Source organism: Bradyrhizobium campsiandrae, from assembly GCF_014529705.1.
GTDB lineage: Bacteria > Pseudomonadota > Alphaproteobacteria > Rhizobiales > Xanthobacteraceae > Bradyrhizobium > Bradyrhizobium campsiandrae.
Genome location: NZ_JAANIH010000060.1, coordinates 1 through 25,776 on the forward strand (window position 1 = coordinate 1; position 25,776 = coordinate 25,776).

22 protein-coding genes and 1 pseudogene are annotated in these 25,776 nt (G+C 62.3%); 16 read left to right on the forward strand and 7 right to left on the reverse strand.

Features of this window, described 5'->3' with window-relative positions; genetic code table 11:
- Nucleotides 1-23: 23 nt before the first annotated feature.
- Nucleotides 24-1,046 (reverse strand): helix-turn-helix domain-containing protein, encoded by a 1,023-nt coding sequence (locus G8O24_RS32675; RefSeq protein WP_188106580.1) that lies wholly within the window; start codon nt 1,044-1,046, stop codon nt 24-26.
- 292 nt (nt 1,047-1,338) lie between these two features.
- On the opposite strand from G8O24_RS32675, the gene G8O24_RS32680 reads away from it, so the two are divergent.
- Nucleotides 1,339-4,944, forward strand: coding sequence for an autotransporter domain-containing protein (locus G8O24_RS32680; protein ID WP_244646122.1), 3,606 nt, complete (start codon nt 1,339-1,341; stop codon nt 4,942-4,944).
- Nucleotides 4,945-4,951: 7 nt separating this feature from the next.
- Here the strand turns inward: G8O24_RS32680 and G8O24_RS32685 are convergent, their stop codons facing one another.
- Both G8O24_RS32685 and G8O24_RS32690 read right to left on the reverse strand, forming a co-directional pair.
- A complete protein-coding gene (locus tag G8O24_RS32685) occupies nt 4,952-5,173 on the reverse strand; it encodes a dodecin (RefSeq protein ID WP_188106582.1) in 222 nt (73 codons plus the stop codon).
- A gap of 137 nt (nt 5,174-5,310) precedes the next feature.
- Nucleotides 5,311-6,561, reverse strand: a complete 1,251-nt coding sequence (locus tag G8O24_RS32690) for a glycosyltransferase family 87 protein (RefSeq protein WP_188106584.1) — start codon at nt 6,559-6,561, stop codon at nt 5,311-5,313.
- 473 nt (nt 6,562-7,034) lie between these two features.
- Between G8O24_RS32690 and G8O24_RS32695 the strand changes: the two genes are divergently transcribed.
- A complete protein-coding gene (locus tag G8O24_RS32695) occupies nt 7,035-7,271 on the forward strand; it encodes a hypothetical protein (protein WP_188106585.1) in 237 nt (78 codons plus the stop codon).
- Nucleotides 7,272-7,301: 30 nt separating this feature from the next.
- On the opposite strand, the gene G8O24_RS32700 is transcribed toward G8O24_RS32695, so the two are convergent.
- The 3 genes from G8O24_RS32700 to G8O24_RS45430 all read right to left on the reverse strand — a co-directional run bounded on the left by G8O24_RS32700 (nt 7,302) and on the right by G8O24_RS45430 (nt 11,262).
- A complete protein-coding gene (locus G8O24_RS32700) occupies nt 7,302-8,786 on the reverse strand; it encodes a glycosyl transferase family protein (protein WP_188106587.1) in 1,485 nt (494 codons plus the stop codon).
- Nucleotides 8,787-8,798: 12 nt separating this feature from the next.
- The gene (gene wecB / locus G8O24_RS32705; protein WP_188106589.1) at nt 8,799-10,061 is read right to left on the reverse strand and encodes a non-hydrolyzing UDP-N-acetylglucosamine 2-epimerase; all 1,263 of its coding nucleotides are present in this window, start codon (nt 10,059-10,061) and stop codon (nt 8,799-8,801) included.
- A 181-nt stretch (nt 10,062-10,242) separates the two neighbouring features.
- Nucleotides 10,243-11,262: an adenylate/guanylate cyclase domain-containing protein gene (locus tag G8O24_RS45430; RefSeq protein WP_188106591.1), complete on the reverse strand. Its 1,020-nt coding sequence runs from the start codon at nt 11,260-11,262 to the stop codon at nt 10,243-10,245.
- A gap of 602 nt (nt 11,263-11,864) precedes the next feature.
- On the opposite strand from G8O24_RS45430, the gene G8O24_RS32715 reads away from it, so the two are divergent.
- From G8O24_RS32715 to G8O24_RS32730, 4 genes are all read left to right on the forward strand, one after another.
- Nucleotides 11,865-13,325: an undecaprenyl-phosphate glucose phosphotransferase gene (locus G8O24_RS32715; protein ID WP_188106593.1), complete on the forward strand. Its 1,461-nt coding sequence runs from the start codon at nt 11,865-11,867 to the stop codon at nt 13,323-13,325.
- Between the two features lie 234 nt (nt 13,326-13,559).
- Nucleotides 13,560-13,889 (forward strand): H-NS histone family protein, encoded by a 330-nt coding sequence (locus G8O24_RS32720; protein WP_188106595.1) that lies wholly within the window; start codon nt 13,560-13,562, stop codon nt 13,887-13,889.
- A gap of 814 nt (nt 13,890-14,703) precedes the next feature.
- A complete protein-coding gene (gspD, locus tag G8O24_RS32725; RefSeq protein ID WP_188106597.1) occupies nt 14,704-16,710 on the forward strand; it encodes a type II secretion system secretin GspD in 2,007 nt (668 codons plus the stop codon).
- Nucleotides 16,707-17,138: a hypothetical protein gene (locus G8O24_RS32730; RefSeq protein ID WP_188106599.1), complete on the forward strand. Its 432-nt coding sequence runs from the start codon at nt 16,707-16,709 to the stop codon at nt 17,136-17,138. Before gspD ends, G8O24_RS32730 begins: the two co-directional genes overlap by 4 nt.
- A gap of 26 nt (nt 17,139-17,164) precedes the next feature.
- On the opposite strand, the gene G8O24_RS32735 is transcribed toward G8O24_RS32730, so the two are convergent.
- Entirely contained in the window at nt 17,165-17,860 is a 696-nt protein-coding gene (locus G8O24_RS32735; RefSeq protein ID WP_188106601.1) for a helix-hairpin-helix domain-containing protein, read from the reverse strand.
- 289 nt (nt 17,861-18,149) lie between these two features.
- Here G8O24_RS32735 and G8O24_RS32740 point away from each other — a divergent pair, with 289 nt between their 5' ends.
- The 10 genes and pseudogenes from G8O24_RS32740 to G8O24_RS32780 all read left to right on the forward strand — a co-directional run bounded on the left by G8O24_RS32740 (nt 18,150) and on the right by G8O24_RS32780 (nt 25,760).
- A complete protein-coding gene (locus G8O24_RS32740) occupies nt 18,150-19,931 on the forward strand; it encodes a GspE/PulE family protein (RefSeq protein ID WP_188106604.1) in 1,782 nt (593 codons plus the stop codon).
- A gap of 10 nt (nt 19,932-19,941) precedes the next feature.
- Nucleotides 19,942-20,052: pseudogene (locus tag G8O24_RS47015) on the forward strand (hypothetical protein); the annotation flags it as partial.
- A 105-nt stretch (nt 20,053-20,157) separates the two neighbouring features.
- Nucleotides 20,158-21,186, forward strand: a complete 1,029-nt coding sequence (locus G8O24_RS32745) for a type II secretion system F family protein (RefSeq protein WP_188106606.1) — start codon at nt 20,158-20,160, stop codon at nt 21,184-21,186.
- Complete coding sequence (locus G8O24_RS32750) at nt 21,183-21,620, forward strand: GspH/FimT family pseudopilin (RefSeq protein WP_244646123.1); 438 nt, start codon at nt 21,183-21,185, stop codon at nt 21,618-21,620. Before G8O24_RS32745 ends, G8O24_RS32750 begins: the two co-directional genes overlap by 4 nt.
- Nucleotides 21,617-22,066, forward strand: coding sequence for a type IV pilus modification PilV family protein (locus G8O24_RS32755; RefSeq protein WP_188106609.1), 450 nt, complete (start codon nt 21,617-21,619; stop codon nt 22,064-22,066). Before G8O24_RS32750 ends, G8O24_RS32755 begins: the two co-directional genes overlap by 4 nt.
- Nucleotides 22,063-22,698 (forward strand): prepilin-type N-terminal cleavage/methylation domain-containing protein, encoded by a 636-nt coding sequence (locus G8O24_RS32760; RefSeq protein WP_283815612.1) that lies wholly within the window; start codon nt 22,063-22,065, stop codon nt 22,696-22,698. Before G8O24_RS32755 ends, G8O24_RS32760 begins: the two co-directional genes overlap by 4 nt.
- Before the next feature lie 92 nt (nt 22,699-22,790).
- Complete coding sequence (locus G8O24_RS32765; protein WP_188106613.1) at nt 22,791-23,909, forward strand: PilN domain-containing protein; 1,119 nt, start codon at nt 22,791-22,793, stop codon at nt 23,907-23,909.
- The gene (gene gspM, locus G8O24_RS32770) at nt 23,906-24,508 is read left to right on the forward strand and encodes a type II secretion system protein GspM (RefSeq protein WP_188106615.1); all 603 of its coding nucleotides are present in this window, start codon (nt 23,906-23,908) and stop codon (nt 24,506-24,508) included. The genes G8O24_RS32765 and gspM overlap by 4 nt, the downstream gene beginning before the upstream one ends.
- Nucleotides 24,505-25,128 carry a hypothetical protein gene (locus G8O24_RS32775; RefSeq protein ID WP_188106616.1) on the forward strand — a complete coding sequence of 208 codons (624 nt, stop codon included), beginning with the start codon at nt 24,505-24,507 and terminating at the stop codon, nt 25,126-25,128. Before gspM ends, G8O24_RS32775 begins: the two co-directional genes overlap by 4 nt.
- Entirely contained in the window at nt 25,125-25,760 is a 636-nt protein-coding gene (locus tag G8O24_RS32780; protein ID WP_188106618.1) for a prepilin peptidase, read from the forward strand. Before G8O24_RS32775 ends, G8O24_RS32780 begins: the two co-directional genes overlap by 4 nt.
- Nucleotides 25,761-25,776: the final 16 nt, after the last annotated feature.

Consider the following 25,776-nt stretch of genomic DNA (forward strand, 5'->3'; position numbering starts at 1 on the left):
CTTGCCATCTGGCGTGAGCGGTATCATTTGGCGTGCGATTTCCGCTGCCTCGCCAGTTGATGCAGCACAGTGTCGATCTCCGGAATTGCGCCGGTCTCCTGCAACCATCTGTCGGCGACCTCTCTGAGGTCGCCCGGTGTGACGCCGAACTTGCGGCGAAAGGCGCGGATGAAGGTGGAATCGCTGCTGAACCTCATGGTGACGGCAAGATTCATCAGTCCCTTGTCCTGCTCCAGCGGCGATATCATCTTCTGAAAGGCGCGGTTGAGGCGCTGCTCGCGAACGTAATGTGCAAGCCCGCCGTCTGCCTCGAACAGGCGATACAGCGTGGCGCGCGAGATCGCGAATTCGCGGCAGAGTTCGCCTGCCGTAAGCGCCGCGGTCTCCAGGTTTGCAGCGATGTGGCGTTTGATCATCGCAAGATAAAGCTGCCGCTCGGCCCGGTCGACTCCCACCATGATGTCTGCCGTGCCGCCGGCGGCTGCGGCGACCAGGTCCGCGATCGCCTCGACCGTGGCATCGACGCTCGGAATTCCGGGTCTCGCATTCGCCGCGAGTTCGGCGAAATGGTTCGCGATCAGGCGCGCATGCGGATGGTTTGCGGGCAGGAGCGTTGCGGTCGACGAGTCCGGGTGCGCCAGTCGAGGAGCCATCATGGCCCGTTGCAGGATCAGGGCCATCAGCCGTGACCGGCCGCCGCCGCCACGCAGCACCGTGTGGTTGGGCTGGGCCATGTCGATCAGGCAGATGTCGCCCGGCATCATCGTGACGTCCCGCCGGCCGGAGCTGAACCGCATTTCGCCGTCGATGCAGAGGCTGATCTGGAAGTGATCGAGGACGCCGCGTGCGACGTGGCCGGGTGTTCTCGCATATTCCACGTCGGTGATGCGGGAATCGAACAACACCGCATTACCCGTCATCATCGTCGCCGTGGTGACGTGGAATTCATTCTCCGAGGTGAGCGGAATGACTTCGCAAATGTCCCTGGCTTCCGCCCGCATGTTCGCAAGGGCGCGCGGCCCGCGCCCGGGCTCTTCAATCGGCATGCTTTTGTTCAAGGCGGCACCGTTTACGTCGGGTCGAACGGCGCGGCTCGGCATTGAGCCGCGTCGTCGCGCGTTGCATATCCAATTGGAACTGCCGATGGCAAGTGGATGCGAGCAGGGCAGGTCGGCTGGAAGTCCGCGAACATCAACTGTGTCGGGACGGCATCACCTGCGCTCGAAAAGCGGTCATGAGACTCCGGGCACATCGGCCCGAGCCCGCCTTTGCTAGCTAGCATCGTGGAATGGACGCACGGCGTCGTTTGCCAGTGGCGCGGCTCTGGTCGAGGAATAAATGACAATTCGATTGCATCGGCCGGCGCGCATGGCGACGACGCGAAGCTCCGGCGGACGCCGCGTGTCTGGCGCCCTGATAGGCACTGCGACCTTTGCGATGGCGTTTGTGCCGCCTGTGCAGGCAATTGCATCCACCTTGCTGGTGACCTCCACGGCCGACAGCGGCGCCGGGAGCCTGCGTGCCGCGATCACCAGCGCGGCAAGTGGCGACAACATCCAATTCCAGGTCGGCGGCACGATCACGCTCCTCAGCGAGTTGCCGATTATCACCAAGAACATCGCCATCGACGGCAACGGCAACAACCCAACCATCAGTGGCGCCGGCACATATCGACCGTTCTTCATCGGCGACGCCGGCACCACCGGCTCGACCTATTCGGTCGCGCTGAAGAATTTGACGATCGCCAACGCGGTGGCGCAGGGCGGTGCGGGGATCGGCGCCGGGGCCGGCGCCGGCCTGGGCGGCGCAATCTTCGTCTCGAGTAACGGGGCGCTGACCTTATCGAACGTTGTCGTCTCGAACACGCAGGCCAACGGAGGCAGCGTCGTCATTGGATCTCAGGGGTGGGCAGCCGGCGGCGGCGGAATGGGAGGACAAAGCACCCTGAACGCAACGCCAGCCGGCGGCGGAGGTCTCTTCGTTGGCTCCGACGCGATTATTTTCCACGGGGGAGGCCCGAATGGGGGGGCACCCAACAATGCCAACTCAGGCAATGCGACCGGCGGTGCGGGCGGATTTGGCGGCGGAGGTGGCGGTGGTTCCTCTCCGGGTATTACGGTCGGAGGTGCAGGCGGCTTCGGCGGAGGCGGCGGTGCCGGCAATGCAGGGTCATCCGCCACAGGCGGCGCTGGTGGTTATGGCGGAGGTGGCGGTTCGGCGTCGAGCAGCGACGTTCAGACCGGGGGCGCTGGCGGCTTTGGCGGCGGAGGCGGCGGATTCACGTATAGCCAAACGCCAGGGAGTGGCACTGGGGGCGTTGGCGGATTCGGAGCCGGCAGTGGTGGAGGCGGTGGCGTGAATTCCACCTCGGGCGGTGGTGGCGGTCTCGGCGCCGGCGGCGCGATCTTCGTGCAGAGCGGCGGCGCGGTGACCGTCCAAGGCGACCTTTCGCAGCAGGCGGGCGGCGGCGCGGGCGGGACTGGCTTTCTTGGCGGCGGCGCCGGCTCAGCCTTCGGCTCCGGCATCTTCTTCCAGGGCAGTCCCGGCACCACGACCACGCTCGGCTTCGGCGCCGGCAACCAGACCATCGCGAACGGCATCGCCGACTACATCGGCTCGGGCGGGACCAACCCCGGCGGCGGCACCAACGCGGCCGACCAGGGGGGCAGCGTCGCGATTACCAAGAACACTGGCGGCACGTTGACGCTCTTGGGCGCCAACACCTATAGCGGCGGCACAACCATCAACGAGGGAACGACACTCGTCGTCGGCAATGGCGGCGCGCTCGGTAGCGGTGCCTTGACGCTCAATGGCGGCACCACGGGCGTGACCGTGACCTTCAACGGCAGCTTCAGCATCGCCAACAATATCGTTGCGACCGGCGATCCCACTTACAATGTCGTGACGGGCGGCACGGTCAACCTGACCGGCGTGTTGTCGGGCACGGGCGACGTGGTCGTGAACGCTACGAGTGGCTATTCCGGAACGCTCGTTCTCTCCGGCGCAAACACCTACAGCGGTGGGACCATTGTTGCGGCCGGTACGCTCCTGCTCTCCGGCGCGGGGACGCTCGGCGCCGTGACCGGCACGACCACGGTGTTCGGCGGAACGCTGGATCTCGGCGGCACGTCGCAGACACAGGCGGCGGTCAACCTTGCCGGCGGCAGGATCCGGAACGGCAGCCTCGCCGCGCCTATCACTTCGAGCGGGGGCACCGTCGACGGCATCGGCGGCACCGCCAGCCTGACGACGACGAGCGGGACCACGATCGTGACGGGGACCAACCCCTATAGCGGCGGCACGGCAATCAACGGCGGCGTGCTCGATGTCGAAGGTTCGATCGGCGCCTCGACCGTCAATGGCGGCGGCATGCTGACGGGCAGCGGCTCGGTCGGCGCGACATCGGTGAATGCCGGCGGCACATTCGCGCCTGGCAACGGCGCGCCCGGCAGTTCGATGACGGTGAACGGCAGTCTCGCTTTCCAGTCCGGCGCGATCTATCTGGTCCAACTCAATCCGACGACTGCATCCTACGCGAATGTCACGGGGGCAGCCCAACTCGGCGGCGCGACTGTGGCAGCGAACTTCGCCGCCGGCAGTTATGTCGCGAAGCGGTATACGATCCTGACCGCGAGCGGCGGCGTCAGCGGCAGCTTCAATCCGGTCATCGTCAACAGCCACCTTCCCTCGACGTTCGTCTCCAGCCTCAGCTATGACGCCAACGACGTCTATCTCGACCTCGCGCTTCGGTTCGGGTTTCCCGCCGCCCTCAACGGCAACCAGCAGGCGGTCGCGAATGCCCTGACCAATTTCTTCAACACCAATGGCGGTATCGCGACCGTCTATGCTGCGCTGACCTCCGCGGGGCTGACGCAGGCCTCGGGCGAATCCGGAACGGGCTCCCAACAAGCCACGTTCAGCGCCATGAGCCAGTTCATGGGTCTGCTGACTGATCCCCTCGCACCGCGCGACGGCGCGACTGGCGGGATGGGGGCGGCCGGCTTTGCCGAGGACGATCAGGCCATTGCCTATGCCGCCGGCTCGCGCACCGACGCATTTGCCATGATGACCAAGGCGGCACCGACAGTCTTCACACCGCGCTGGAGCGTGTGGGCCGCGGGCTTTGGCGGTTCGCAGTCGACGAACGGCAATGCGGTTGCCGGTTCGAACGACACGACGAGCCGCGTTGCGGGCACGGCGGTTGGCGCGGATTATCTGCTCTCGCCGAACACGTTGCTCGGCTTTGCGCTTGCCGGCGGTGGCACCAGCTTCGGCGTGAATGGTCTCGGCTCAGGCCGCTCCGACCTGTTCCAGGCCGGCGCTTATCTGCGTCATGCCGACGGTCCCGCCTACGTCTCCGCCGCAATGGCCTATGGCTGGCAGGACGTCACGACCGATCGAACCGTGACGATCGCCGGCCCCGATCGCCTGCGCGCGGAGTTCGAGGCCAATGCCTATTCGGGGCGTCTTGAGGGCGGCTATCGCTTCGTCGCGGCCTGGATCGGCGGGATTGGCCTCACCCCCTATGGCGCCGCGCAGGTCACGACGCTCGATCTGCCGGCCTATGCCGAGCAAGTCGTCGCGGGCTCGGCCGCGTTTGCGCTCGGCTATGCCGCCAGGAGCGTTACGGACACGCGTAGCGAGCTCGGCCTTCGCGCCGACAAATCCTTCGCCATGAAGGACGGCGTGCTGACGTTGCGCGGCCGCATCGCCTGGGCGCACGATTTCAATCCGGATCGCTCGATTGCGACGACTTTCCAGGCACTTCCAGGCGCAAGCTTCGTCGTCAACGGCGCAGCGCAGGCGCGCGACTCTGCGCTCACCACCGCATCGCTGGAGATGAAATGGTTGAACGGCTGGTCCACTTCCGCAACCTTCGAAGGCGAGTTCTCGAACGTCACGCGCAGCTACGCCGGCAAGGGCAGCGTGCGCTACGCCTGGTGAGCGGGGTTCATTCCTCCAGCGTGAATCCCACGCGCAGCGTCACCTGGTAGTGGCGCACGGTGCCGTTCTCGATATGGCCGCGCGTCTGCACCACCTCGAACCATTTCATCTCGCGGATGGTCTTGGAGGCGCGGCTGATCGCATTCTTGATCGCGTCCTCGATCGACGTCTCGGACGATCCGACCAGTTCCAGGATCTTGTAGACGTGATCCTTCTCGGCTGCGGGCATCGCTGGTCTCCGTCAGTTGCGCTGCGGCGTTTGCCGCTCCCAAACTGAACGGGTGCCGGCCGTTCCGGTTCCATCGGTTGCCATGGCGTGGCTGCGTCAGCTGCGGTGATTCTTTGACGCAGGTAACAGGCTTCGAGCTAAGCAGGCTCGCTGTGCAGGCTGATCGTGGCGGGCTTGGTCTCTCGCAGCAGGACCCACAACAGCATTGCAAGCACCGCCATGAGGGTGAATCCCCCGATGGCCGGCGTCATGTAGCGCTCGATCCCGCTCGAATTGGCGCTTCCCGCCGACAGCCGTGCCGATTGCAGCAGGCCATAGACATTGGCCAGCAGGAGGAGGGCGTAGACGGCGCCGCGTTCGCGCGAACTCGCGAGGCGGGCAAGGTCGGGAAGAAGCAGTGCAAGTCCAATCCCAACGATCGGCAGATCGTAGTCGTAGGCGTAAGGGCTGATCATCACCGAGGCGACCGCGACGATGCCGAGCGCGAAGCGGGCTGATGGTCCGCGGGCAATCGCGAGCGCGACGGCGACCAGCGCCAACGCTGCCATGGCCATTTGCCCCCAGAACGCTCCGGCTGCGGGGAGGCCGGCCTTGTACAAGGCCGCATAGGCCGAGATCATCCGAAACAGCTGATAACGGCCTTCTTCCAGGTAGCTGGCGGCTTCGCGGACGCTGCCGAGCCATGCGATCCAGATTTGCGGACCGAACGCGAGCGTGCAGACGATCGAGCTTGCGACCACCACGATTGCGGCGGTCAGCACCGCTCGCCAGTTGCGTGTCAACAGCATGTAGATGCCGGCCGCGACGGCCAGGTGCGGCTTGATGACCATCATGCCGAGCGCGATGCCTGATAGCGCCGGGCGTCGTTCCGCGTTGAGGCAGACCAGCCCGATCAGCGCACCGGTCAGAAGGCCGTTCTGGCCGATGCCGATCGTGATCGCGATGGCCGGAAAGAAGACGACGAGCACGAGTGCAAAGTTGTTTCCCGTGATGGCGCGCAGCGTCATCAGATAGGCCGTCAGCGTGACCGTCGTGAAAAGAAAATAGGCGGCCCAGCCCGGCAGGAATGCGAGGGGAGCAACGAGCAGGTCGAATTGCGGCGGGTAAGTCCAGGGCATGATGCCAGTCGTGCCGCCGGCCGCCGCCAACTGCATCTTGGTGAACGATGCGAGCTGGTAAGTCAGATCGAGATCGCCGAGCCAGATCCGCTGCGCGACAATGTGGAAGGCGGCGAAGTCGGCGGTCTGGCCGCCGTACCAGAGGCCGCCTTCGAGGAACCGGACTGTTTTGAATCCGAGGATGGCCACCAGCAGCGCGAGAATGACGCAGACATAGGTCATCCGTTTCCGGGGCGAAGCCTGGATCTGCTCCAGGGTTGCGGTGAGCATGGGTCGCTAATCTCTACAGGGCAGCGTGGCCCGCCGGTCCAGTCGGTGAGATTGCGGGCCGAGCGTTAAGGTCCGGTAACGGAACACAAGGTTTTGCCGGCTTCGCCGTACCTACCAACGGCAACGACGTCCATCTCCATGGATCCGAATGCGACCACAGCTTCGCATGTTTCGGAACGTGTCCACTCTTCACGCGTTCAGAACTGCACGGGCGTAGCCGTCCCGATCGCAGAAGGCGAGCTTTGGAAGGAGTCCGTTAAGCAGGCGTTATTCATCTCCGTCGAAGTGCCGGGCTCGCCGCCTGGAATGCGGGATGTCCGTAAAACTGTAGCAATCGATTTGAGGCGGGCGAAACAGGCCCGGAGATCAAATGCCCTCGTGGAGCCCGCAAGAGGCTTGCGACGGGGGCGTTAATGTCTACTAGCAACTACCGCGCTTTGACCGATTTCGCCGTCCCTCCAGGCAGAGATGCCGTGGACGGGCTGGCAGCGATCGCTTCGGCGCTCGATCAGGGCCTGGATACTGTGCCTTCTCCACGCGGAGGGAAATTGCTTGACGTGCTTGCAATCGTCTGCGGTTGGGCGGCGCTTGTGACGGTCGTGCTGCATCCGGAGGTGCAACTCGTCGCAATCGGCCTCTGTGGCGGTTTCATGGTGACCCGCACGGCATTCCGAAGCGCGTTCGGCGCATCGGAGCCGGCATATCGTTAAGTCGGCTCAATCCGGTTCGGCGGCTCCGACTTAAGTGACGCTCGGAGCGTTGGCGGCTGGATCGGGGAGTTGAAGCTCGCCCATCTGGATTGGATAGGAATGAGACGTCTTATCCCAGACCAATGGCTGACCGGACACCCGATGACTGGTGTAGATGCGAACCGCACGCCATGTCGCGAAGAAATTGACGAAGTTGCCGACCACGAGACGCGGAGCCGACATCAGCGCGTGCCGCAGGTTGTAGATCATGCCTGTGAAAATCATGCGACTTAGCAGGCGCCAGATCAGGAACGCGAAGGTCACCCAAAACAGCGTTCGAACCCATTCGGCCGACAGCAGCGTATAGCTCAGCTCGAGGTTGGGATCGAAGAACCATCGAAACATCTCGAAGGCAACCAGATTGGCCATCGCGAAATATGCGAGCATCACGGCCGGGCTCGTGATCACGCCCTTTCGATCCCGTGCCAGGAAGTATTTCGTTCCGAACGTGCCCTTCCAGCCAATTTCCTCGGTGCCCTGGAAGACAATTCCCAACAGCCACCGCGCTCGCTGCCGGTATGCAGCCTCCAGCCCGGAGGGAAAGAATTCGCGAGTGGCAATCGGAAGCTTTCGGTGCAGGATACCGGGTGCGCCCGCGTCGATGTCGACGTCGATTGCATAGCTTGCCGGATAGGCAATGAAAGCCGATTTGAAGCCAAGCTCGGAGACGCGGAACGCGATGTCGTAGTCTTCGGTGAAGGAAGCGACGCGGAACGCTTCACCCTGATTCTTGTCGATGAGGTGAAGGATTGCCTCGCGGCTGAAGCACGCTGAAACGCCGGCGCAGGGAATTACGCCTGAGATGCGTTGACGGACCTCGAGGTCCTTGGTGTGCATTTCCGCGAATTCGTCCATGTAGATGCCGCCGATCAGAGACAGAATCGGACGGGAGAACGAATAGACCGGCAGCTGAACGAAGTCGTAGATATCGACGAGCTTGTTGAAGAGCTTCAGCTCCAGGGGGTGGATGAGATCCTCGGAGTCGTGCATCACCAGGCCGGCGAATTGAATTCCGTGCTCGGCTTCGAACATGAAGATGTCCGAGGTGATCTGATTGAGGCAGTCCGCTTTGCTGGTCGGGCCGTCGCGAGGGACCAGAACCATGTGGATGTTGGGATAGAGGCTTTGCGCCTTGCGTATCTCGTCCTGGGTCAGAGGATCGTTGAGATAGACGCCGACGAAATAGTGAGCCTGGCCATAGCGAATAAGCCGCGAATTGGACGACAGCATCGAGAAGATCACATCGTGCTCTTTCCAGCACGGGATCATGATCGCGAACGGCCGCTCCGGCAGCTGCTCGAGAAGCTCGACGTCTGGCAATTCGCTCGATCTGGCTCCGGTGGTGCCGAGCAGCCTGCCACCCCAGTACAAGAGATCCACCAAGAGATCGTCGAGGCTGGAGACGGCGATGATGATGCCCGCCACGAGCATCATGATCTCGATCACATAGAGATATTGGGCCAGGAAGCCAGTCACATTTACCATCGGCTACGATGCATATTGAAGGGGAACGGTGGTCGCGTCTCGCTGCTCTGGAGCAGCCGAAAAATGTCGATAGAGAGTGTCTACGATCCTTCGGCTGGCATGTCCGTCCCCATAGGGAAACACCGGACGAGCCATTTGCGCGTACTTTGCCGGTGATTTGTGCAGCTCGTAAAGCGATTTGAAGACAGCCTCGCGCGAGGTGCCGACGAGTTCGACGACACCGGAGGCCACGGCCTCGGGGCGTTCGGTGAGATCGCGTAGGACGAGGACGGGTTTGGCGAGAGCCGGAGCCTCCTCTTGCAGGCCCCCACTGTCAGTGACGACGCACCATGCGTTCTGAATCGCGGCAACCATTTCCTGATACCCAAGCGGTTCGACGAGATGGATTCTCGGATTGCCGGAGAGAATCTCGAAGGCGGCGTCGCGCGCGTTCGGGTTTGGATGAACCGGGAAGTACACGCCGACGTCCGGCGCCAGATCGACGAATGCGCGCACGCCCGTGAGGGCATCCCGCAACTTCGCACCGAAATTCTCCCTGCGATGCGCCGTCAGCAAGATCATCCGACGAGATCCGAACTCGGCCGGCGGCGGGGGCTTGGTCGCCGCGACCTCCAGCAGCGAGTCGATGACCGTGTTGCCCGAGACATGCACCTTGTCCTTTGGCACGTTCTCGTCGATCAGGTTTTTTGCCGCGGCCGAAGTCGGAGCAAAGTGGAGCGTTGCAGACACCGCGATGGCCCGTCGATGAAATTCTTCGGGAAACGGCGCATCGAGTTCGGACGTTCGCAATCCGGCTTCGATGTGGGCGTAGGCGATCTTCCGATAGAATGCCGCAACCGAAGCTGCGTAGGCCGTCGTGGTGTCGCCCTGGGCGAGGACGCAGTCCGGCTTCGTGTCGGCGAGGATGCGGTCCAATCGATGGATAAGACGGCTGGCGACCTGCGCAGGACCGCATGACGCATCGCGATGGCGAATCGTAATGTCAGGCCGCAGGCCGAACTCGGCCAGGGTTTGGTCGAGCAGGTCGCTTTGCTGGCCGCTGGCAACGATCTTGACGCGCGCCCAGCTCGCGCTTCGCAGGCGGCGTATAATCGGCGCGACCTTGATAACTTCCGGCCGGGTGCCGATGACAATTAAAAAGGTCCGAATGGGAATAGAACGCGAAAATTGAACCTGAGGCGGGTGATGCATGCCAGAAGCCCCAAAAAAAAACGACTTGCTAGCGCCGCCGAATCTCTGCCGCGCAAGGCCGGTTTGATCTCTCAAGGTTTAATCGAGATGACAGTTTAAACTGGGCGCCTGCGCCAGACAATTGAAGTTTCGGTATTTTCTCGCCAAATTCAAAGGATTGATTGGAGAGGGTAAATATTGTCGGGTTAGGCGGCCAAAGAGATTAGAATAAGGGGCGCGCCGGCCGCGGCCGCTACCAATCCCCGGCAATTGCGACCTAAGTAGCTGGCTGGTCGCGCCACACGCTTGCCTCGTAACCATCGATGATCTGGTTCGTGTGGGTGAACTCCTGCAATTGCCGCAGGGGCTCGATCACCTTCCTCGCGATGAGAACAGTGTTGGGCTCGGCGTGTTTTTGCATGTGGCCCGCAATGTCGATGACACGATCCGATATGGTCTCCAGCGGGGTCGAATCGTCAAAATAGACCAGGCCGGCATTGACCCCGCAGCGTACCGAAAAATCGGCCTTGGAAATCTTCACCTCGCTATTGAACGCCTTCAGGCTCTTGATCACGTCCTTTCCTGCTTGGCAGGCGTCCTCCACGTGAGCAAAGCAAGCCATCACGCCGTCGGGGGTCCAGGCCGACTTCAGGACGCCACGCGCGCGGAATATGCGCTCGACCAGTTTTCGATATTCCGCGAAGTCGTATTGAACGGATGCCGGATCTTCGCCCGCCTTCATTGCGGCTGAGCCGACCACGTCGATGGCGAGAAAGGCGACTTCGCGGCCAAAGGAGTCGAGCTTTTTCTTGGTTTCGGCGAAGACACGCAAAAGCTCTTGCCGATTGACCGTGTTTCCGGCCTCCGCGGCCCTCAGGGTGCTTTCCAGCTCGTTATCCAGCTTGGACCCCGGCTTGACGCCCTCCTTTCTGCGCCAGGCCTGCGCCGATTTCCGCAGGAGCCGTCGATTGAGCGATTGCTGGCTTCTCTGCGCGATCGAGCCGGCGATGAACGTGACGATCAGGGCGAGCCCGATCAAAATCCAGTCGGAGCGGTCTGCGCCAGCGATATTGGTTGGAATGTAATGATGTAGAAGCGGCGCCGATTTCTTCAGGACAAGGTCGCGCGCCTCGAGCAAGGTCGCCGAAAAGCTCGCGTTCTTGGGATTGTCGAAGAGCAGAAAGAGCTTCGGGACCAGCAGGACGAGAACAAGAGCGAAAGTTGCAATTCCGAGTAATCGCCTCACCGTGAAAAGAAAACTCACCAGAAACGATTTCGGAGCTTCGCGATGAACCACTTAAACTTCTCCAAGGCCACTCAAGGCGCAAAGGACGGGAAACCTCGAAAACTTATAGTCCCCGAGTGATGTAACGCGCAATTCTTGCGCGCGATAATCCTGCAAAGACATTCAATCGGGACCGAAGCCGGCCCTCGCCGGCATCGTGTGGTTGAAGGGCCAGGGAGGCGCACTGGGTGCTGACTTTCTCGGCCGGATCCCCGGCTTCTCATCAAGCCAAGGAAAAAGCGCCGGAGGCGCGCCATCCGAACGGGATCCTGTCAGGCGCGCATCGGATGGCCCCCTTGGTCCGGACGCCATTGGCGACCGATACGCGAGCATTCTTGGGCTGGCCATTCCAGCGAGCGTTTGCCCGGAGGAGCCTCGGCTCCATCAAGCTGGAGGCCTCGGAAAACTGCTGATTATTTAGGCCGCGGGCGTGACCGCGCGACGGCCCATCTGGTCGAGGGAGCAATGTGGGAGCGAACTATCTTGTTGCTTCGCACTTCCATTAAGCCTATTTTAAAATACATTAACAAAGAGTTATCGACTGTTTGTCACCAGATTTAGTTTGTGGTTGAAACTCTTGATTAATCAGTCATTAGGGATTGGGTGGGCGTTCGATGTCAATCGGGTCGGATCTCCGCGAAGAGCCGCATAAGGCCGACCAGACGCACGGCAAGGGAGTTCTGTGGTCGCTGGACCTCATTCCCTATGTGCTTTCCACCTTGGATGCATTCGTTATCATCCTTGCCTGCGTCGGTGGCGGAATAGGGTATCACGTCGTCACCGGCACACCGATTCCGAATCTGCTTCCGTGCTGCGCCGTCGGTCTCATGGCGAGCTTCATCTACATTTTGAGGATGAGCGGGATCGGCTATTACGACCTGCCCGACAGCGCCAAGCCCGGGGTCGAAATTACGCAGATCCTGGTTTGTTGGTTCAGCACAGGCATCCTGCTGGCTTTCTTCGCATTCCTGCTCAAGGTCGGCGGCAATTATTCTCGAGGCGCGTTCGTTACGTTTTATTTCATTGCTCCGGTGGGTCTGCTCGCCGTGCGCAAGTTCACGAAATTGAACCTGGCATTGGCGGTGACCAGGGGGGGCATCAGGCGCTTGGATGTCGTTCTCGTCGGAGACCATCGGGAGTTGGCTGCCCTTGGCCCTCGTGATCGCCTTGCTCTCCTCGGCGCCACGGATGTCAAGGAGTTCCGCCTGAGCGGAGACGCCGATCCCGGTGAGCGGCTGGCTGCAGATAAGACTACGTTCGGGGCGGTTGGAGACTTTATTCGCCGCAACAATTGCCGCGAAGTCTTGCTTGTGCTGCCGTGGAATGACGACGCGCGGATCGACTTCGTGCGCGAACACCTCAAGAACCTCCCGGTTTCGGCGCGATTGCTGCCCGACTCGCACATCCGGTCATTGTCCAATTTCGTGTCCTCCGCTCGGCAACGCGTGCTTGCGGTCGAGGTGCAGCGCGCGCCCCTCAGCGCGGCGGAACGCTTTGTCAAGCGGTCCATGGACGTGGTGGTCGCAAGCGTCGCCTTGGCCCTCCTGTTTCCAATTCTGATTCTCACCGGGGTCGCCATCAAGCTGGATAGCGAGGGGCCGATCATTTTCCGCCAGCGTCGCAAAGGCTTCAATGGCAAGGAATTTGTAATGCTGAAATTCCGCACCATGAGGGTGCAGGAGGATGGTCCCGTTGTAGTCCAGGCGACGCGAGAGGATCCGCGCGTGACGTCAATCGGACGCGTGCTGCGTGGCGCCAGCATCGACGAGCTGCCGCAGCTCTTCAATGTTCTGAAGGGGGAGATGTCTCTGATCGGCCCCCGGCCGCATGCTCTGGCTCACGACAGCTATTTCGAAAAGATCCTGGAAGACTACGCGTTTCGACACCACGTGAAGCCGGGCCTCACGGGATGGGCCCAGTGCAATGGTTCGCGGGGCGCGACGCCCACGGTCGAGGATGTCGCCGAACGCGTGAGGCTCGACCTTTGGTATGTCAATAATTGGAGCCTCTGGCTCGATATCCAGATCTTGATCAAGACCTTCTTCGAGGTCGCGCGGAAGCGAAACGCGTATTAGTTGAACCGTTTTGCAGTTGCTTCCTGAAGCTGGGGGTTGAATTTCTGCGTCGGCGCAACCTGACAAGGGCCGGTTTTCCCGTCATTTGGTCGGTTCACCAGCTTTTCCGGGTTCGCCATGCTATGACCAAAATAATTGGCGATTGGAAAAAGGAAGAAAATTGCAACATTATTGGCGGACCGAATCAGGGGTTGCTCTATGGGCAGCCGAGAACACCGGCGTTATGACGAGCGGATGAAGAAACCGAACCTGGAAGGCCTATCCCTAGATGAGCTCTGGCAGCTGCACGAGGAGCTCAATCGGCTGCTGTCAGTTCGGTTGACCGCCGAAAAGCGTGCCCTTGAAACTCGCCTGGCACAGCTCCGCCGCGAAAATGAAGCTGCCAGCGCTCCGGCAGAACCGTCGCCGCGGCCGAGGCGCCCTTATCCGCGGGTTCACCCGAAATATCGGAACCCCAACCTTCCGCACGAGACCTGGTCCGGTCGCGGAAAACAGCCGAAATGGCTGGCCGCTGCCCTGCGAACCGGCCGCTCGATCGAGGATTTCCTAATTCCGAACGGATAGCTTATTCGGCTGCCGCCGCATACGCGGCGCGTGCGAGGTTCTCATGAGAATCGTTCTGGCCCTACTTGTCTGCGTCGCGTGGTCTCCGCTTGGGAGCGTCTCGGCCGCGAACTTCAGCCCGGCGAAGCTTCGACTGGCTGACGCTGCCACCGAAGTCTGCATATCGAACTGCGACAATCAAAACGCGGCATGTAAGCGGGTTTGCCCGACCACCCTCGGCGCGCCCTGCCTTGCCTCCTGCGACAGCCAGGCACAGGTCTGTCGTCAGAGCTGCCAATCCCAATCAAAGTGACCGGCCCCTCGGGGCTCGCCTATCAGTTGCCGATCAGCGCGGGCTGGGCCACGCGGGGCGCGGGGCCTTGTGTGTTCCGCGGCATCGCTCGGGATCAACCGGCCTTGCATTTTGATCCGCCAGTTCGCGTGCCACCGGCGCGCCTTGGCCCGCTGGCCGTCTCGTAACGAACTACCGGTCGTATAATCCCGGGCGCATGGAACTTTTACTTTGGGTTAACCATGATGATTTACCCATTTTTTACGCTCGAATTATCGTGCGCGCGTCTTCTTTTGTTCGGAGCTTTCATTGCCGGTCTCTCGTGGTTTTGTCACGGGTCTGATGGTTTGCCTGGCGGCAAGCCTCGTCGCTGGCTGTGGTGGCCCTGGTCTCATCAGCCCAACGCTCAACGCCCAGCCTAGGCTATCGGCACAGCCGGTTTCCCTTGAGGCGAACGCTCAGGATTTGATGCCGACGGGGGCCATCGCTCTCCCGACACCGTCATCGAAGGCGGTCGCAACGGTCGAGGGCGGCGATGGTCGGATGATCGGTTCTACATCCACGAAGTCGAGCTCCGCAGCCAACGGCAACGTGGTCCTCAATCTCGCTAACGTCCCGCTGCAACAGGCGGCCAAGACCGTCCTGGGTGACCTGATCGGGGTCAACTACGTCGTCGACCCACGCGTGGATGGCGTGGTTTCGGTCCAGACCAGCACGCCGGTCTCCAAGGCGGAGGCGCTGGAGCTGTTCCAGACCGCCCTCGCACCCATCGGTGCTGTGCTGGTGCAGAACCGCGGCATCTACCGGATCGCGCCGACGGACCAGGCGGCCACCGGAGCGGTCAGCACGGTCCGCGATGCCACAAGCAGTGCCGTCACAGGCAACGGCGTCCGTATCGTGCAGCTCAAATACGTGGCTGCCACAGAGGTTGCGCGTGTGCTCGAGCCAATGGTGCCGAAGGGCGCCATCGTGCAGGCCGATGATGCCCGCAATATCATCGCGCTGAAGGGATCTCCGGCTGAAATCGAGTCCATGCTCGATTCGGTTTCCATCTTCGACGTCGACGTGATGAAGGGCATGTCCTTCGCGGTCGTCCCCGTAAAAGGGCCTCAGCCGGAAAAGCTGGTCGACGAACTCAAGGCCGTCTTCGCCTCCGACAAGGAAGGCCCGCTGAAGGGAAGGGTACGGTTCATTGCGAACACGCGACTTGGCGCGATCCTGGTCGTGACGTCCAATCCTAGCTATCTGCCCCGGGCGCAGTCCTGGATCCGTCGCCTTGATGCCCGGGCGAGCGGCACCGAACCGCAACTGCACGTCTACCAGGTCCAAAATCGGACGGCCGCCGAACTCGCCGGTATCCTTCAATCCATGTTCTCGCAAGAGATGAAGGTCGTGCGTCCGACGAGCCGCAACGTTTCGCCAAAAACAAAGCAGGTCTCCTTCGCGAGCGATCAGACGAAATCTTCAACGGCCGGCCCGGCCGGTCCGGATCCGACAATACAAGCGGGGCTGGGAAAGACGGCGGATCCGATGGGAACATCGCGTTCCTCCAACGCCGATCTCGATGGCCAGGCTACGGATATCGCCGACAATGGCTCCACATCGAACGGCGCTCCCGAGCCGATGATGAAGATCGTTGCCGATGACACCAAGAACTCGCTGCTGATCATGGCGAATGATCGCGACTACCAGCGCGTGCTGCGTGTCGTGCAGGGGCTCGATGTGGTCGCGAGCCAGGTCTTGATCGAGGCTGTCATCGCCGAGGTGTCTCTCAATGACGACCTCCAGTTTGGGCTGCAATGGCAGTTCGCCAAGAACGGTACGCCGACAGCCACATTCTCCAATGCTGCCACCGGTGCAGTGGCAGCCGCGTTTCCCGGGTTCAACTACGCGGTCAATACCGCGAACATTGCCGCAACTCTCAGCGCTCTCAACGCGCTGACGCACGTCAACATCATCTCGACACCGTCGCTGATGGTGCTCGACAACAAGACCGCGCGCCTCCAGATCGGCGATCAGGTTCCGATCACGACCCAGACGGCGACGAGCACCGTCACCGCGCAGACCGCGATCGTGAATTCCATCACGATGCAGGATACGGGCGTGATTCTCTCGGTGACGCCCCGGATCAACGAGAGCGGGCGCGTGCAGCTCGATATCGAGCAGGAAGTCAGCAGCGTCGTAAAGACGACGACGTCGAACATCGATTCTCCGACCATTCAGCAGCGGCGCGTCAAGACGACGGTTGTTGTGAGTGACGGCGAGGTACTGGCCCTGGGCGGCATGATCCAGGACAGCGCGAACAAGAGCAGCAACCAATTGCCGATCCTGGGAGATATCCCGGGTATCGGCGCGGTGTTCGCAAACAGGAAGGACTCGGTCCAAAAGACCGAGCTCGTCATCCTGATCACGCCGAAAGTGGTTCGCGACGGTACGGAAAGCCGGCTGGTCACGGAGGAATACCGGCGCAAGATGAACGTCTATATGCCGCACGCGACGACGCGACAGCGGGCGCCGTTCAACACGGCGCAGCGTCTGGTGACGCCGTGACGCGCTCCGTCCTCACGATCTGCTGGTTGGGAAGGGTTTGCGCTTTGCCGCTGCTGTTGGCTGGCTGCGTCACCGACCAGCCTTTGGTGATCGATCCGCCACCGCCCTACATGCTTCTGCCCGTCGACGAGTCCATGTCCTGCAACGCCATCGCTGGGTCATTTCGCTATTCGGTCAGGCGGGCGGCGCGCCTCGAATATTGGCTCGCCGCGGGATCGCTCGCCGGCTACGATTCCGACAGATTTCCGCTCGATGCGCCCAAGCAGCTGATGGAAGAACGCCGACGGCTGGATGCCTTGACGGATCTCCAGCGCACAAAGGGCTGCACGGTGCTTGAGCCCGGACCGGCAGTCGTGGAGGAGCGGGAGCGCCTCGAGGAATCCGCGAGAACGTCCCGTTCGCAACAGGTTCTTCATTCGAAGGGCTAAGCGGCACGGCATCTTTTAGTCTAGCTTCAGAGCTTGAAACAGGCTTGCAGTGTCTCGCCGTTGGACCGCTTGACGGGCTCACCTACGATGTCGCCGCGACGCCACTCGCGGACGACGTAGAGTTGTCCGGATGCGGCCCCGAGCGAGACCAAGGCTTCCCGAATGTATCGTGAACCATCAGGCGCGCTGACGTCGGCCCGGATGGTGAGGCTGCCCGGCAGGGTCGGCCGTCTTCGTTCCGGTCGGCCGGAATCGAAATTCATCAGAGACCGCAAGGCCGCCGTTGCCGCTTCGGGTGCGGGTTGCTCGCGACCCGAGAGCACCGTGGTGTAGCGGGCGGCCGCGCGGAATATCGAAGGCGAGACGTTCTCGATCTGATCAAGCTCCATGACGGTCGAAAAACCGGAGCTTTTGGCCGGGTTTTTGGCGTTGGCGGCCTGCGGAGGTTTGCGAAAGCCGACGACGTTCTGGGCGATCCTGCTGCCCAGCGCCTTGTCCCGCGTCAGCCCGACGAAGAAACGCTCAAGCGTGGACGAACTGGCGGCGTTGAGGTCGACCTTGCCGATCTCCTCTTCGACGGCAATGTCGAGGAGCTCCCCCTGCGGCATTCGGCAGCGAAGCGGAAAGCTCGCACCCGAGGTGGGGTCGAGAATGATTGCGATGGCCAAATTGACGGCACTTTCCGCCGCCGCGGCAGTGGATGCGACGATGCCGTCGGTCATGGCCGTCTTGGCTCGGTACCGGGCGCCGACAATGACGGCGGTTCCAAGCAAGGTCAGGAGGCCGAGCCCCCAGATCACCGTAACCAGAGCGAAGCCGCGGCGGTCAGGATGAGCGCGCCCGTAAGCCGACGCAATCGGCCTGGACCCTGGTTGCAAGGTGGAATGCTCTGTCAGCCGCATTGACTGCCGGTTGGTAAATGAAAATGGCAAATAAAGTGTGAAAAGCCTTCCTTAACAAAATCGCTCTAGCGTCGTGGTCCACGTGCGAGATCCGGACCTTCACGAGCCAATGCTAGGCGACACACAGACACCGACACGCCCGGCTAAGCCGGCGACCGGCCCGGCCAAGATCCTGGGCCCTCTGAACGACGGCTTTGCCGATGCGTTCGCGGAGCTGTTGGTGCGTGGAGAATTCGTCGATGCCGGCGCGGTCGCCCGCGCCCGGCGGGCATCTGACGCAACGTCCGAGCGACTGGACGTCGTCATGGTGAAGCTGGGCCTGATCTCGGAAGCGGATCTCTGCGCAGCGTACGCCGATTATTGCGGACTTCCAGTCGTCCGGCCCGCCGACATTCCGTTGCAGCCGGTGCTTCCCGATCGTCTGAAACTGCCTTTTCTGAAAGCCAGTCGTGCGCTGCCGATCTCGGTGGCCGGTGATTCCCTCGTGCTGGCCGCGGTGGATCCCCTCGATGAGGAGGCGCGCAAGGCCATCAGCTACATGCTCGGCTGTCGCGTCGACCTCGCAGTGATTGCGCCTGCCGATATGGAGCGCGCCTTCCGCAAGCTCTATCAGGACACGGCGCCACAGTCGGTCGATGGGGATCCGAACGCAATCGTTGCCGGCCAGCTCGATGGAAATGAGATTGATGTCGAGCGCCTTCGCGACATCGCGAACGAAGCGCCGATCATCCGCCTGGTGAATCAGATCATAGCGAGTGCTGTTGAACGCGGGGCATCCGACATTCACATCGAGCCGGGACGAGATGCAGTCCTGGTTCGCTTCCGGCTCGACGGCTTCCTCCAGCAGGAACGTGTCGTTCCGCCAACGCTCAAGGCCGCGCTGACGACCCGAATCAAGATCATGGCGAGGCTCGACATTGCCGAGCGACGGTTGCCACAGGACGGCCGGATCAAGACCGCCGTTCGCGGCGTCGAGATCGACATTCGCGTGGCCACGCTGCCGACTGCGTTTGGCGAGAGTCTGGTCCTCAGAATTCTCGACCGCACGAGGGTCGAACTCGATTTTGGCAAGCTCGGCCTGGACCCGGCCGTGCAAGCCGGTCTGCATGGGCTGATGTCGCTGCCGAACGGCATCATTCTGGTCACCGGACCGACGGGAAGCGGCAAGACCACGACGCTCTACACGGCATTGAAGGAATTGAACCGTCCGGAGCTCAAGCTTTTCACCGTCGAAGATCCCATCGAATACCAGCTCGGTGGTATCAACCAGGTTCAGGTCCAGCCTCAGATCGGTTTCGATTTTCCCGCGGCGCTTCGCTCGATCCTGCGTCAGGACCCCGACATCATCATGATCGGCGAAATACGCGACCTGGAGACGGCTCGCATTGCCGTTCAGGCCTCGCTGACCGGTCATTTGGTGTTCTCGACCCTGCATACGAACAGTTCGGTTGCCGCCATCACCCGTCTCATCGACATCGGTATAGAGCGTTACCTGCTTGCATCGACGGTCGCCGGCGTCATGGCCCAGCGCCTGGTCCGCCGCCTGTGCCCAAGCTGCGCGCGGCCCGCATCCTATCGTACCGTGGCCCCATCGCGGCTGCGTTGGCCGGTCCCGGATACGCTCGAGCTCGACTGGTCAGGCGCACGCGAGGCCGTTGGTTGCGCAGCCTGTCATGGGACCGGCTATCTCGGGCGCACATGTGTCGTCGAGCTTCTCGTGATCGACGACGAGATGCGGGAAGCAATCGGCAGGAGAAGTGATGATCAGCGGGCGTTGATGTCGCGGGCACGAGATGCCGGCTTCCGCAGCCTCTATGAGAGCGGTCTCGTCAAGGTGACGCAGGGCGAGACGACCATCGAGGAAGTGCTCAGGGTGTCGCGAACGAGCTAGGGAGCTTTGCTTGTCCACCTTCCAGTATCGCGCCTACACCAGCCAAGGCGTCATCACTTCGGGGAAGATCGTCGCCGACGAGCTCGATGCTGCCATCGAAGCGCTTTACGGGTCCGGTCTGACGCCGGTCGAAACCACGCCATGCGACGACGACGCATCGTCGAAGCTGCATCGGGGCGAAAAGAAGGCGCCGGCACGAAGCTGGATCTCTTCCGATCGGATCGGATTGAAGGAGCTGTCTGCGTTCACGACCGAGCTGGCGTCGCTGGTCAGCTCGGGGGTGCCGGTCGATGCGTCGTTCCGGGTGCTGGCCGGTGCCGGTGCGTCGCGCAGACAGGTCGGTCTGGCGAATGGCCTGCTCAAGGACATCCTGGCCGGCCTCCAGCTTTCGGAAGCGATGGCGCGCCGCTCCGAGGTGTTTCCCGCCGACTATGTCGCGATCCTGGCTGGCGGCGAAGCCGGCGGCAAAGCCTCGCAGGCGCTGACGCAGATCAGCGAGATGCTCGTACGCAGGGTCGAGGTTCGAAACAAGATCCGGGCAGCTTTGGTCTATCCCGCCATTCTCCTGATGATGTCGCTGGTATCGATCGCCGTCATCGTTCTGGTGCTCATTCCGAATTTGTTGCCGATCTTCTCCGATGCGGGCCTGCCGTTGCCAGGCATCCTGGCGGCGCTGGCTGATCTGCCGGAGCGTTGGCCGAAGCTCCTGATCTGGCTCGGGGGCCTGACGGCAGCTGGCCTGATCGTCTACCGCAGGATCGCCGGCGATGCGTCGATGATGACAAGGCTCGATCGTCTCAAATGCCGCCTGCCCGTGGTTGGTCCCGTCATTCAGCGTCGCGAAGCCGGCCAGTTTACCCGCTCGGTGGGCAGCTTGATTGACGCGAGAGTTCCGCTCATGACGGCGTTGCAGACTGCGCTTTCCTTGGTGGGTAACCGGCATCTCAAGGCTCGATATGGAGACGCCATCGCTCGCGTACCGGAAGGAAACGCGTTGAGCCAGGTTTTGGATGGAGATGGCTTGCTGCCTCCGGCTGCCATCCGCCTCGTCGCGGTCGGCGAGGAGACCGGGCAACTGGCCAAGATGCTGACTCGCGTCGCCGCGAATCTGGAAACCGAGGTCCAGGGCAAGATCGAACAATTCGTAGGGTTGCTCACGCCGCTCCTCACGGTCGGAATCGGTGGTCTCGTCGGGGCTCTCATCCTTCAAGTGATGAGTGCGGTCCTCTCGATCAACAATCTGGCCTATCAATGAGGCGGCACGACACCTCATCGGCGGGGTTCACGCTGATAGAAACACTCGTGGTGCTCGTGATCATGGCGTTCGTCGTGGTGTCGGTTCTCGCGGCCAAACCGAGATCGGCGGCCGCGCGCACCGGTGCCGAAGCACGCGCAATCGCGGCGACCCTGCAACTTGCCCGAAGCCGCGCGCGGGCCGGCAATGCCGAAATTGTTGTCGACGTGGATACGCGGAATCGACGCATAGGGGCGGCCCGTTCCATGCGCCAATTGCCCGATGGGATGGAGATTGCCCTGACCGTTGCAGAATCCGAGCGGCGTGGCCGCATCGGTGGGCTGCGATTCTATCCGGACGGTCAGTCGAGCGGCGGCGAGATCCTGCTCAGCTACAAGGGACAAAAGGAGCGGATCGTCGTCAACTGGTTCACCGGCGAGCCGAGGATTGAATGATTGCCGCTCGCATCGGCCTGCGTCGATCCATGACCGCCAGCGCCGTCCTGCGGCGACAACGCGGTTTCACGTTGATCGAAGTGATGGTGGCGTTTGCCGTGCTCGCGATCGGTCTCGGTGCTTTGACCGCCGGCATCACGGCCGCGCTGCGCTCCGACGCCAAAGTTCAGACCAGGCATGTTCTCGATCGGATCGCGGAATCCCGGCTGGAAGCCGCGGGACGGGCCACTTCGCTGAAGAGCGGACGTCGCGAGGGGCGTATCGGACGATATCAGTGGCAGGAGATTGTCACGCCCGTCGATCTCGGAAAATCGCGCCAGCAGGATGCTGCGCCCAGGCCGACGTCTCAACCCATCCCCATGTGGGTCGAGATCGTCGTGCAGGCGGAGGGCGGATTTGAGACGAGATTGGCGGCATTGAAGCTCGCCAAGGGAGCCGCGCAATGAGGCGGCGATCGCCTCGTTGGACAATCCGCGCGCCGGCCGGCCGCGAGAGCGAACGTGGGTTGACCTTGATCGAGCTCCTGGTCTCGCTGGCGCTTTTGGCTCTATTGACCGGTTTCATCGTCGGAGGATTCTCGATGGCCATCCGGGCATTTGATGCTGACCGTCGCAACAGCGTGGAAGTGGAAACAAACTCCGCGCTCGAGAGCTTGCGTGGCTTCATCGCCTCGGCAATGCCGACGGCGAATCCGTCTCAGGCTGGAGGCATCTTGTTCGAGGGCGGGCGCGAGCGAATGCGGTTCGTGGCGCTGAGCGAGGGACGCGGATTGCCGGGGGGCCTGCAGGACATTCGCATTCGCCGCACCGGCGACGAACTGATCCTCGATACTTTCGGGGCGCCGAAGGATGGCGAGCGCAAATCGCCGTTAGCCTCAACTGTCGTCCTGAAAGGCGTTCGCGCAATACACTTTCGCTATTTCGGTGTCTCCGGCTCGCAAGGCGAGATGGGGTGGCGCAACGACTGGGTCAAGGCGGAGCAGTTGCCATTGCTGATCGAGGTCGGCTGCGAATTCGAGGATTCGGTGCGGAACGGTCCGGCGGTCATCATCGCTCTCCGCAATCAGCCGGGGTCTTGAGCCCGCGGATCGTCGCCCGGCGTTACCTCTCGTAAAGATTTAGTAAATAGGATCGCCGAATCGACAGCTTGGTTTGGCGGGAAGGCAAGCCGATGACCGAGGTCACGGTGGCACGGTTGGAACGGCTCGGCATGCTGACCGCGGCGTGGCGATGGCTTTCGCGTTGGTGGTTGAACGAGCTGCATGAGTGCACTCCGAAAGCCTGGCGGCATCTGCTCCAGGCGAAAACTGCTCCTCGCCTGTTCATCTGGGACGAGCAGGGCGGTTTGACATGTCATCTGGTGACGCCGTCGGGCGTGCACGAGAAGCGGTTCGCGGTCGGCAGTTCGGGGCGTTCGCAGGTTGATGCCTGGCTCGCCGAGCTTGGCTGCCAGCGCGATGCCGTGCAGATCGGTATCGCACTGGAGGCCGATCATTTCTTTCAGCGTCGGCTCAACCTGCCTCGATCGGAGCTCGACGCCCTGCCGCGAATTCTGGCGCAGGAGGTCATCCATCGCACGCCGTTCCAGCCCGCCGAGATCTGGCATGGCGCAAGGCCGGTCGGTGAAACACCGCACGCTGGCGTGGTCGAGTTTCGTCACTGGATCATTCCGAGGGATCGCGCGGAATCCGAGTTCGCCCGCCTTGGGTGGCGCGGTTCGGACATCGATTTCATCGCCGCGAAGCAGCCGGGCGGTGAGCCGCTCACCGTTGTCACGTTCGGCGCCGCGCAGGATCGGGATCCGCCATGGGCCTTTCGGGCGACCCGCACGCTGGCGCTGGCTTCGCTCGCCGCCATCGTTCTCGCCTTGGTCGCCGTCGAAACGTGGCAATCGATCAGGGCGGGCCAGCTTGAAGATGCGCTCTACGAGGCCAGACAGGGAGTCCAGAATGGATCTCAGGGCGCCGGCGTCTCGCTTCGTCTCCTCGCGCTCAAGGCGGTGCCCGGCAATCTCGCGATCTGGGACGAACTCTCGCGCGTCATTCCGGACCACACCTTCCTCACCGAGCTGCGGATCAATGGGAATGTGGTCAGCCTCGCGGGTCTGTCATCCGACGCGGCCCGGCTCGTACGCACTTTGGATGCCTCCCGCCTTTTTGCCGGCGCGACTCTGGCCGGTCCGATCACGCCGGACACTGCTGAGCGCAAAGATCGCTTCCGCATGACATTGAAGATACGAAAGACCGGCGTGGGCCGTGCCGTCAAAATGGCGGAGAGGCCGGAATCATGAATGGCGACGGGCTTCTGAAGCGGCGCCTTCTCTTCGTCGGATTGAATGGCGCGATCGTACTGACCGTTTGCTTCCTGATCCTGGGGCCGGTCATCGCGCATTTCGGCGAGCGTAACGACGACATCCTCGACAATGCGGCACAGTTGGCCCAGATCGAGCGGGTCGCGGATGAGGCCACGAGGCTCGCCAAGACGACCACACAAGAGGTAGACCCCTATTTGCCGGCGACGGAAGAGCGGGTCGCCAGCGCCGATCTTCAGGCGGGCCTGCAGGCTCTGGCGGGCGCCAAGGGGCTTTCGATCCAGACCGTTCGCGGTCTTCCGGGCCGGCAGGCAGCGCAATGGCGGGCAATCCCGGTGCGGCTCGAGGTCGAAGGGTCTTCGACGGCCGTGCGGGAACTGGTCTCTGCCGTCGAAATGCAGACCCCTTTCCTGTTCATTACGGATTTCTCCCTCCGTTCGCTTGGTGATGGCGATGACAGCCGGCTGCGGGTGAGCCTGACGATCGAGGGCGCCATGCGCAATCCGGAGAGTCCGCCGACCGGGCCGCTCATGAGCGAAAACCGGCCAGGCGAAACCGCGACGGCGGCAGGCCGATGACGGAGATCGTCTCCCAATCCGGCCACCGGCGGACGTGGCAGGCCATCTTGACGCCGCGCGAGCTGGTCGCATCGATGGCTTCGCGATTGTTCCTGCGCGATGATTTTCCGAGCCGTCGCGAGATGATGGCAATCACGCCTCTCAGGCGGGGAATGTTGATGGCTCTTGTTGCATTGGTCGGCCTTGCCGTCATAGCGCCGGTCGGGACCATCGTCGCACTGGAGATTGCCATCGCCAGCCAATCGATCTCGGGCGGCCCGGGCACATCCGGTACTGGGCGTCAGGAAAGCCGGTCCGCTGCGGTCTATGAGAATATTCTGCAGCGCCCCCTGTTCTCGAGAAATCGACAGAGCCTGCCGACGACGCCGGCCCTTGCAGCCCCCGAGACGGTCGCGCCGAGCCGCGTCATGCTCGATCCCAGTGTTGCGCTCAGAGGCGTCTTCATGAATGGCGATCAGGCCAAGGCGTTTCTGACTTCGTCGGACAATCCGGTGGGGGTCTGGATTTCGGCCAACGAGCAATGGTCGGGCTGGCGGATTGCGGAGATCAGGCCCAACGAGGTCGTGCTGGAAGCCCAGGGTGAGCGGCAGACGCTGCCGCTCAACGTTCTCGCGAAATGATCGCAGAGCTGCGCAAGACCGCACAGCGAACCGGCCGCTTCCTGGCGAATGCCCTCCTATGCCGCGAGCCTTATCGAGATCAGGTCCTGGTCGCCTGGTGTCTGGTCGTGGGGCTGATCTGGACTTTCCTGAACAGCGCGGCGGAGCCGGAGCCGCAATGGCTCGCGAACGTCGCGCTGGCCGCGGGTCTGTTCGCAGTTCTCGCTGCGATTTGCGCCATTGACGCCCGCTTCGGCATCATTCCGGACAAGCTGGTCGTGCTCATGGCTGTCGGTGGGCTTGCTGCTGTGCTGCTCAAGGAGCCGGACGAGGGCATCTCCCGCATTCTGGAGGTCGTATTCGTTGCGGCAGCCATCGCCGCCTTTCGATCGACCTTTCGCTGGTTGCGCGGCTATGACGGCCTCGGCTTCGGCGATGTCAAATTCATTGCCGCTGCAACATTCTGGATCGGCGTTCGGTCGCTGCCTGCATTGCTCCTGATTGCCGTCGCTTCGGCGCTCGCCAGTGCGTTTCTGCTCAGGGTGCAGCGCTATGAGGTCGACGGCCGGCATGCCATTCCCTTTGGACCGCATCTGGCCGTTGGCCTGTGGTTGGCGTGGGTGTTCGATCCCATGTCGTTCGTCCTGGGGTAGGATGGCGAGCCGCGCC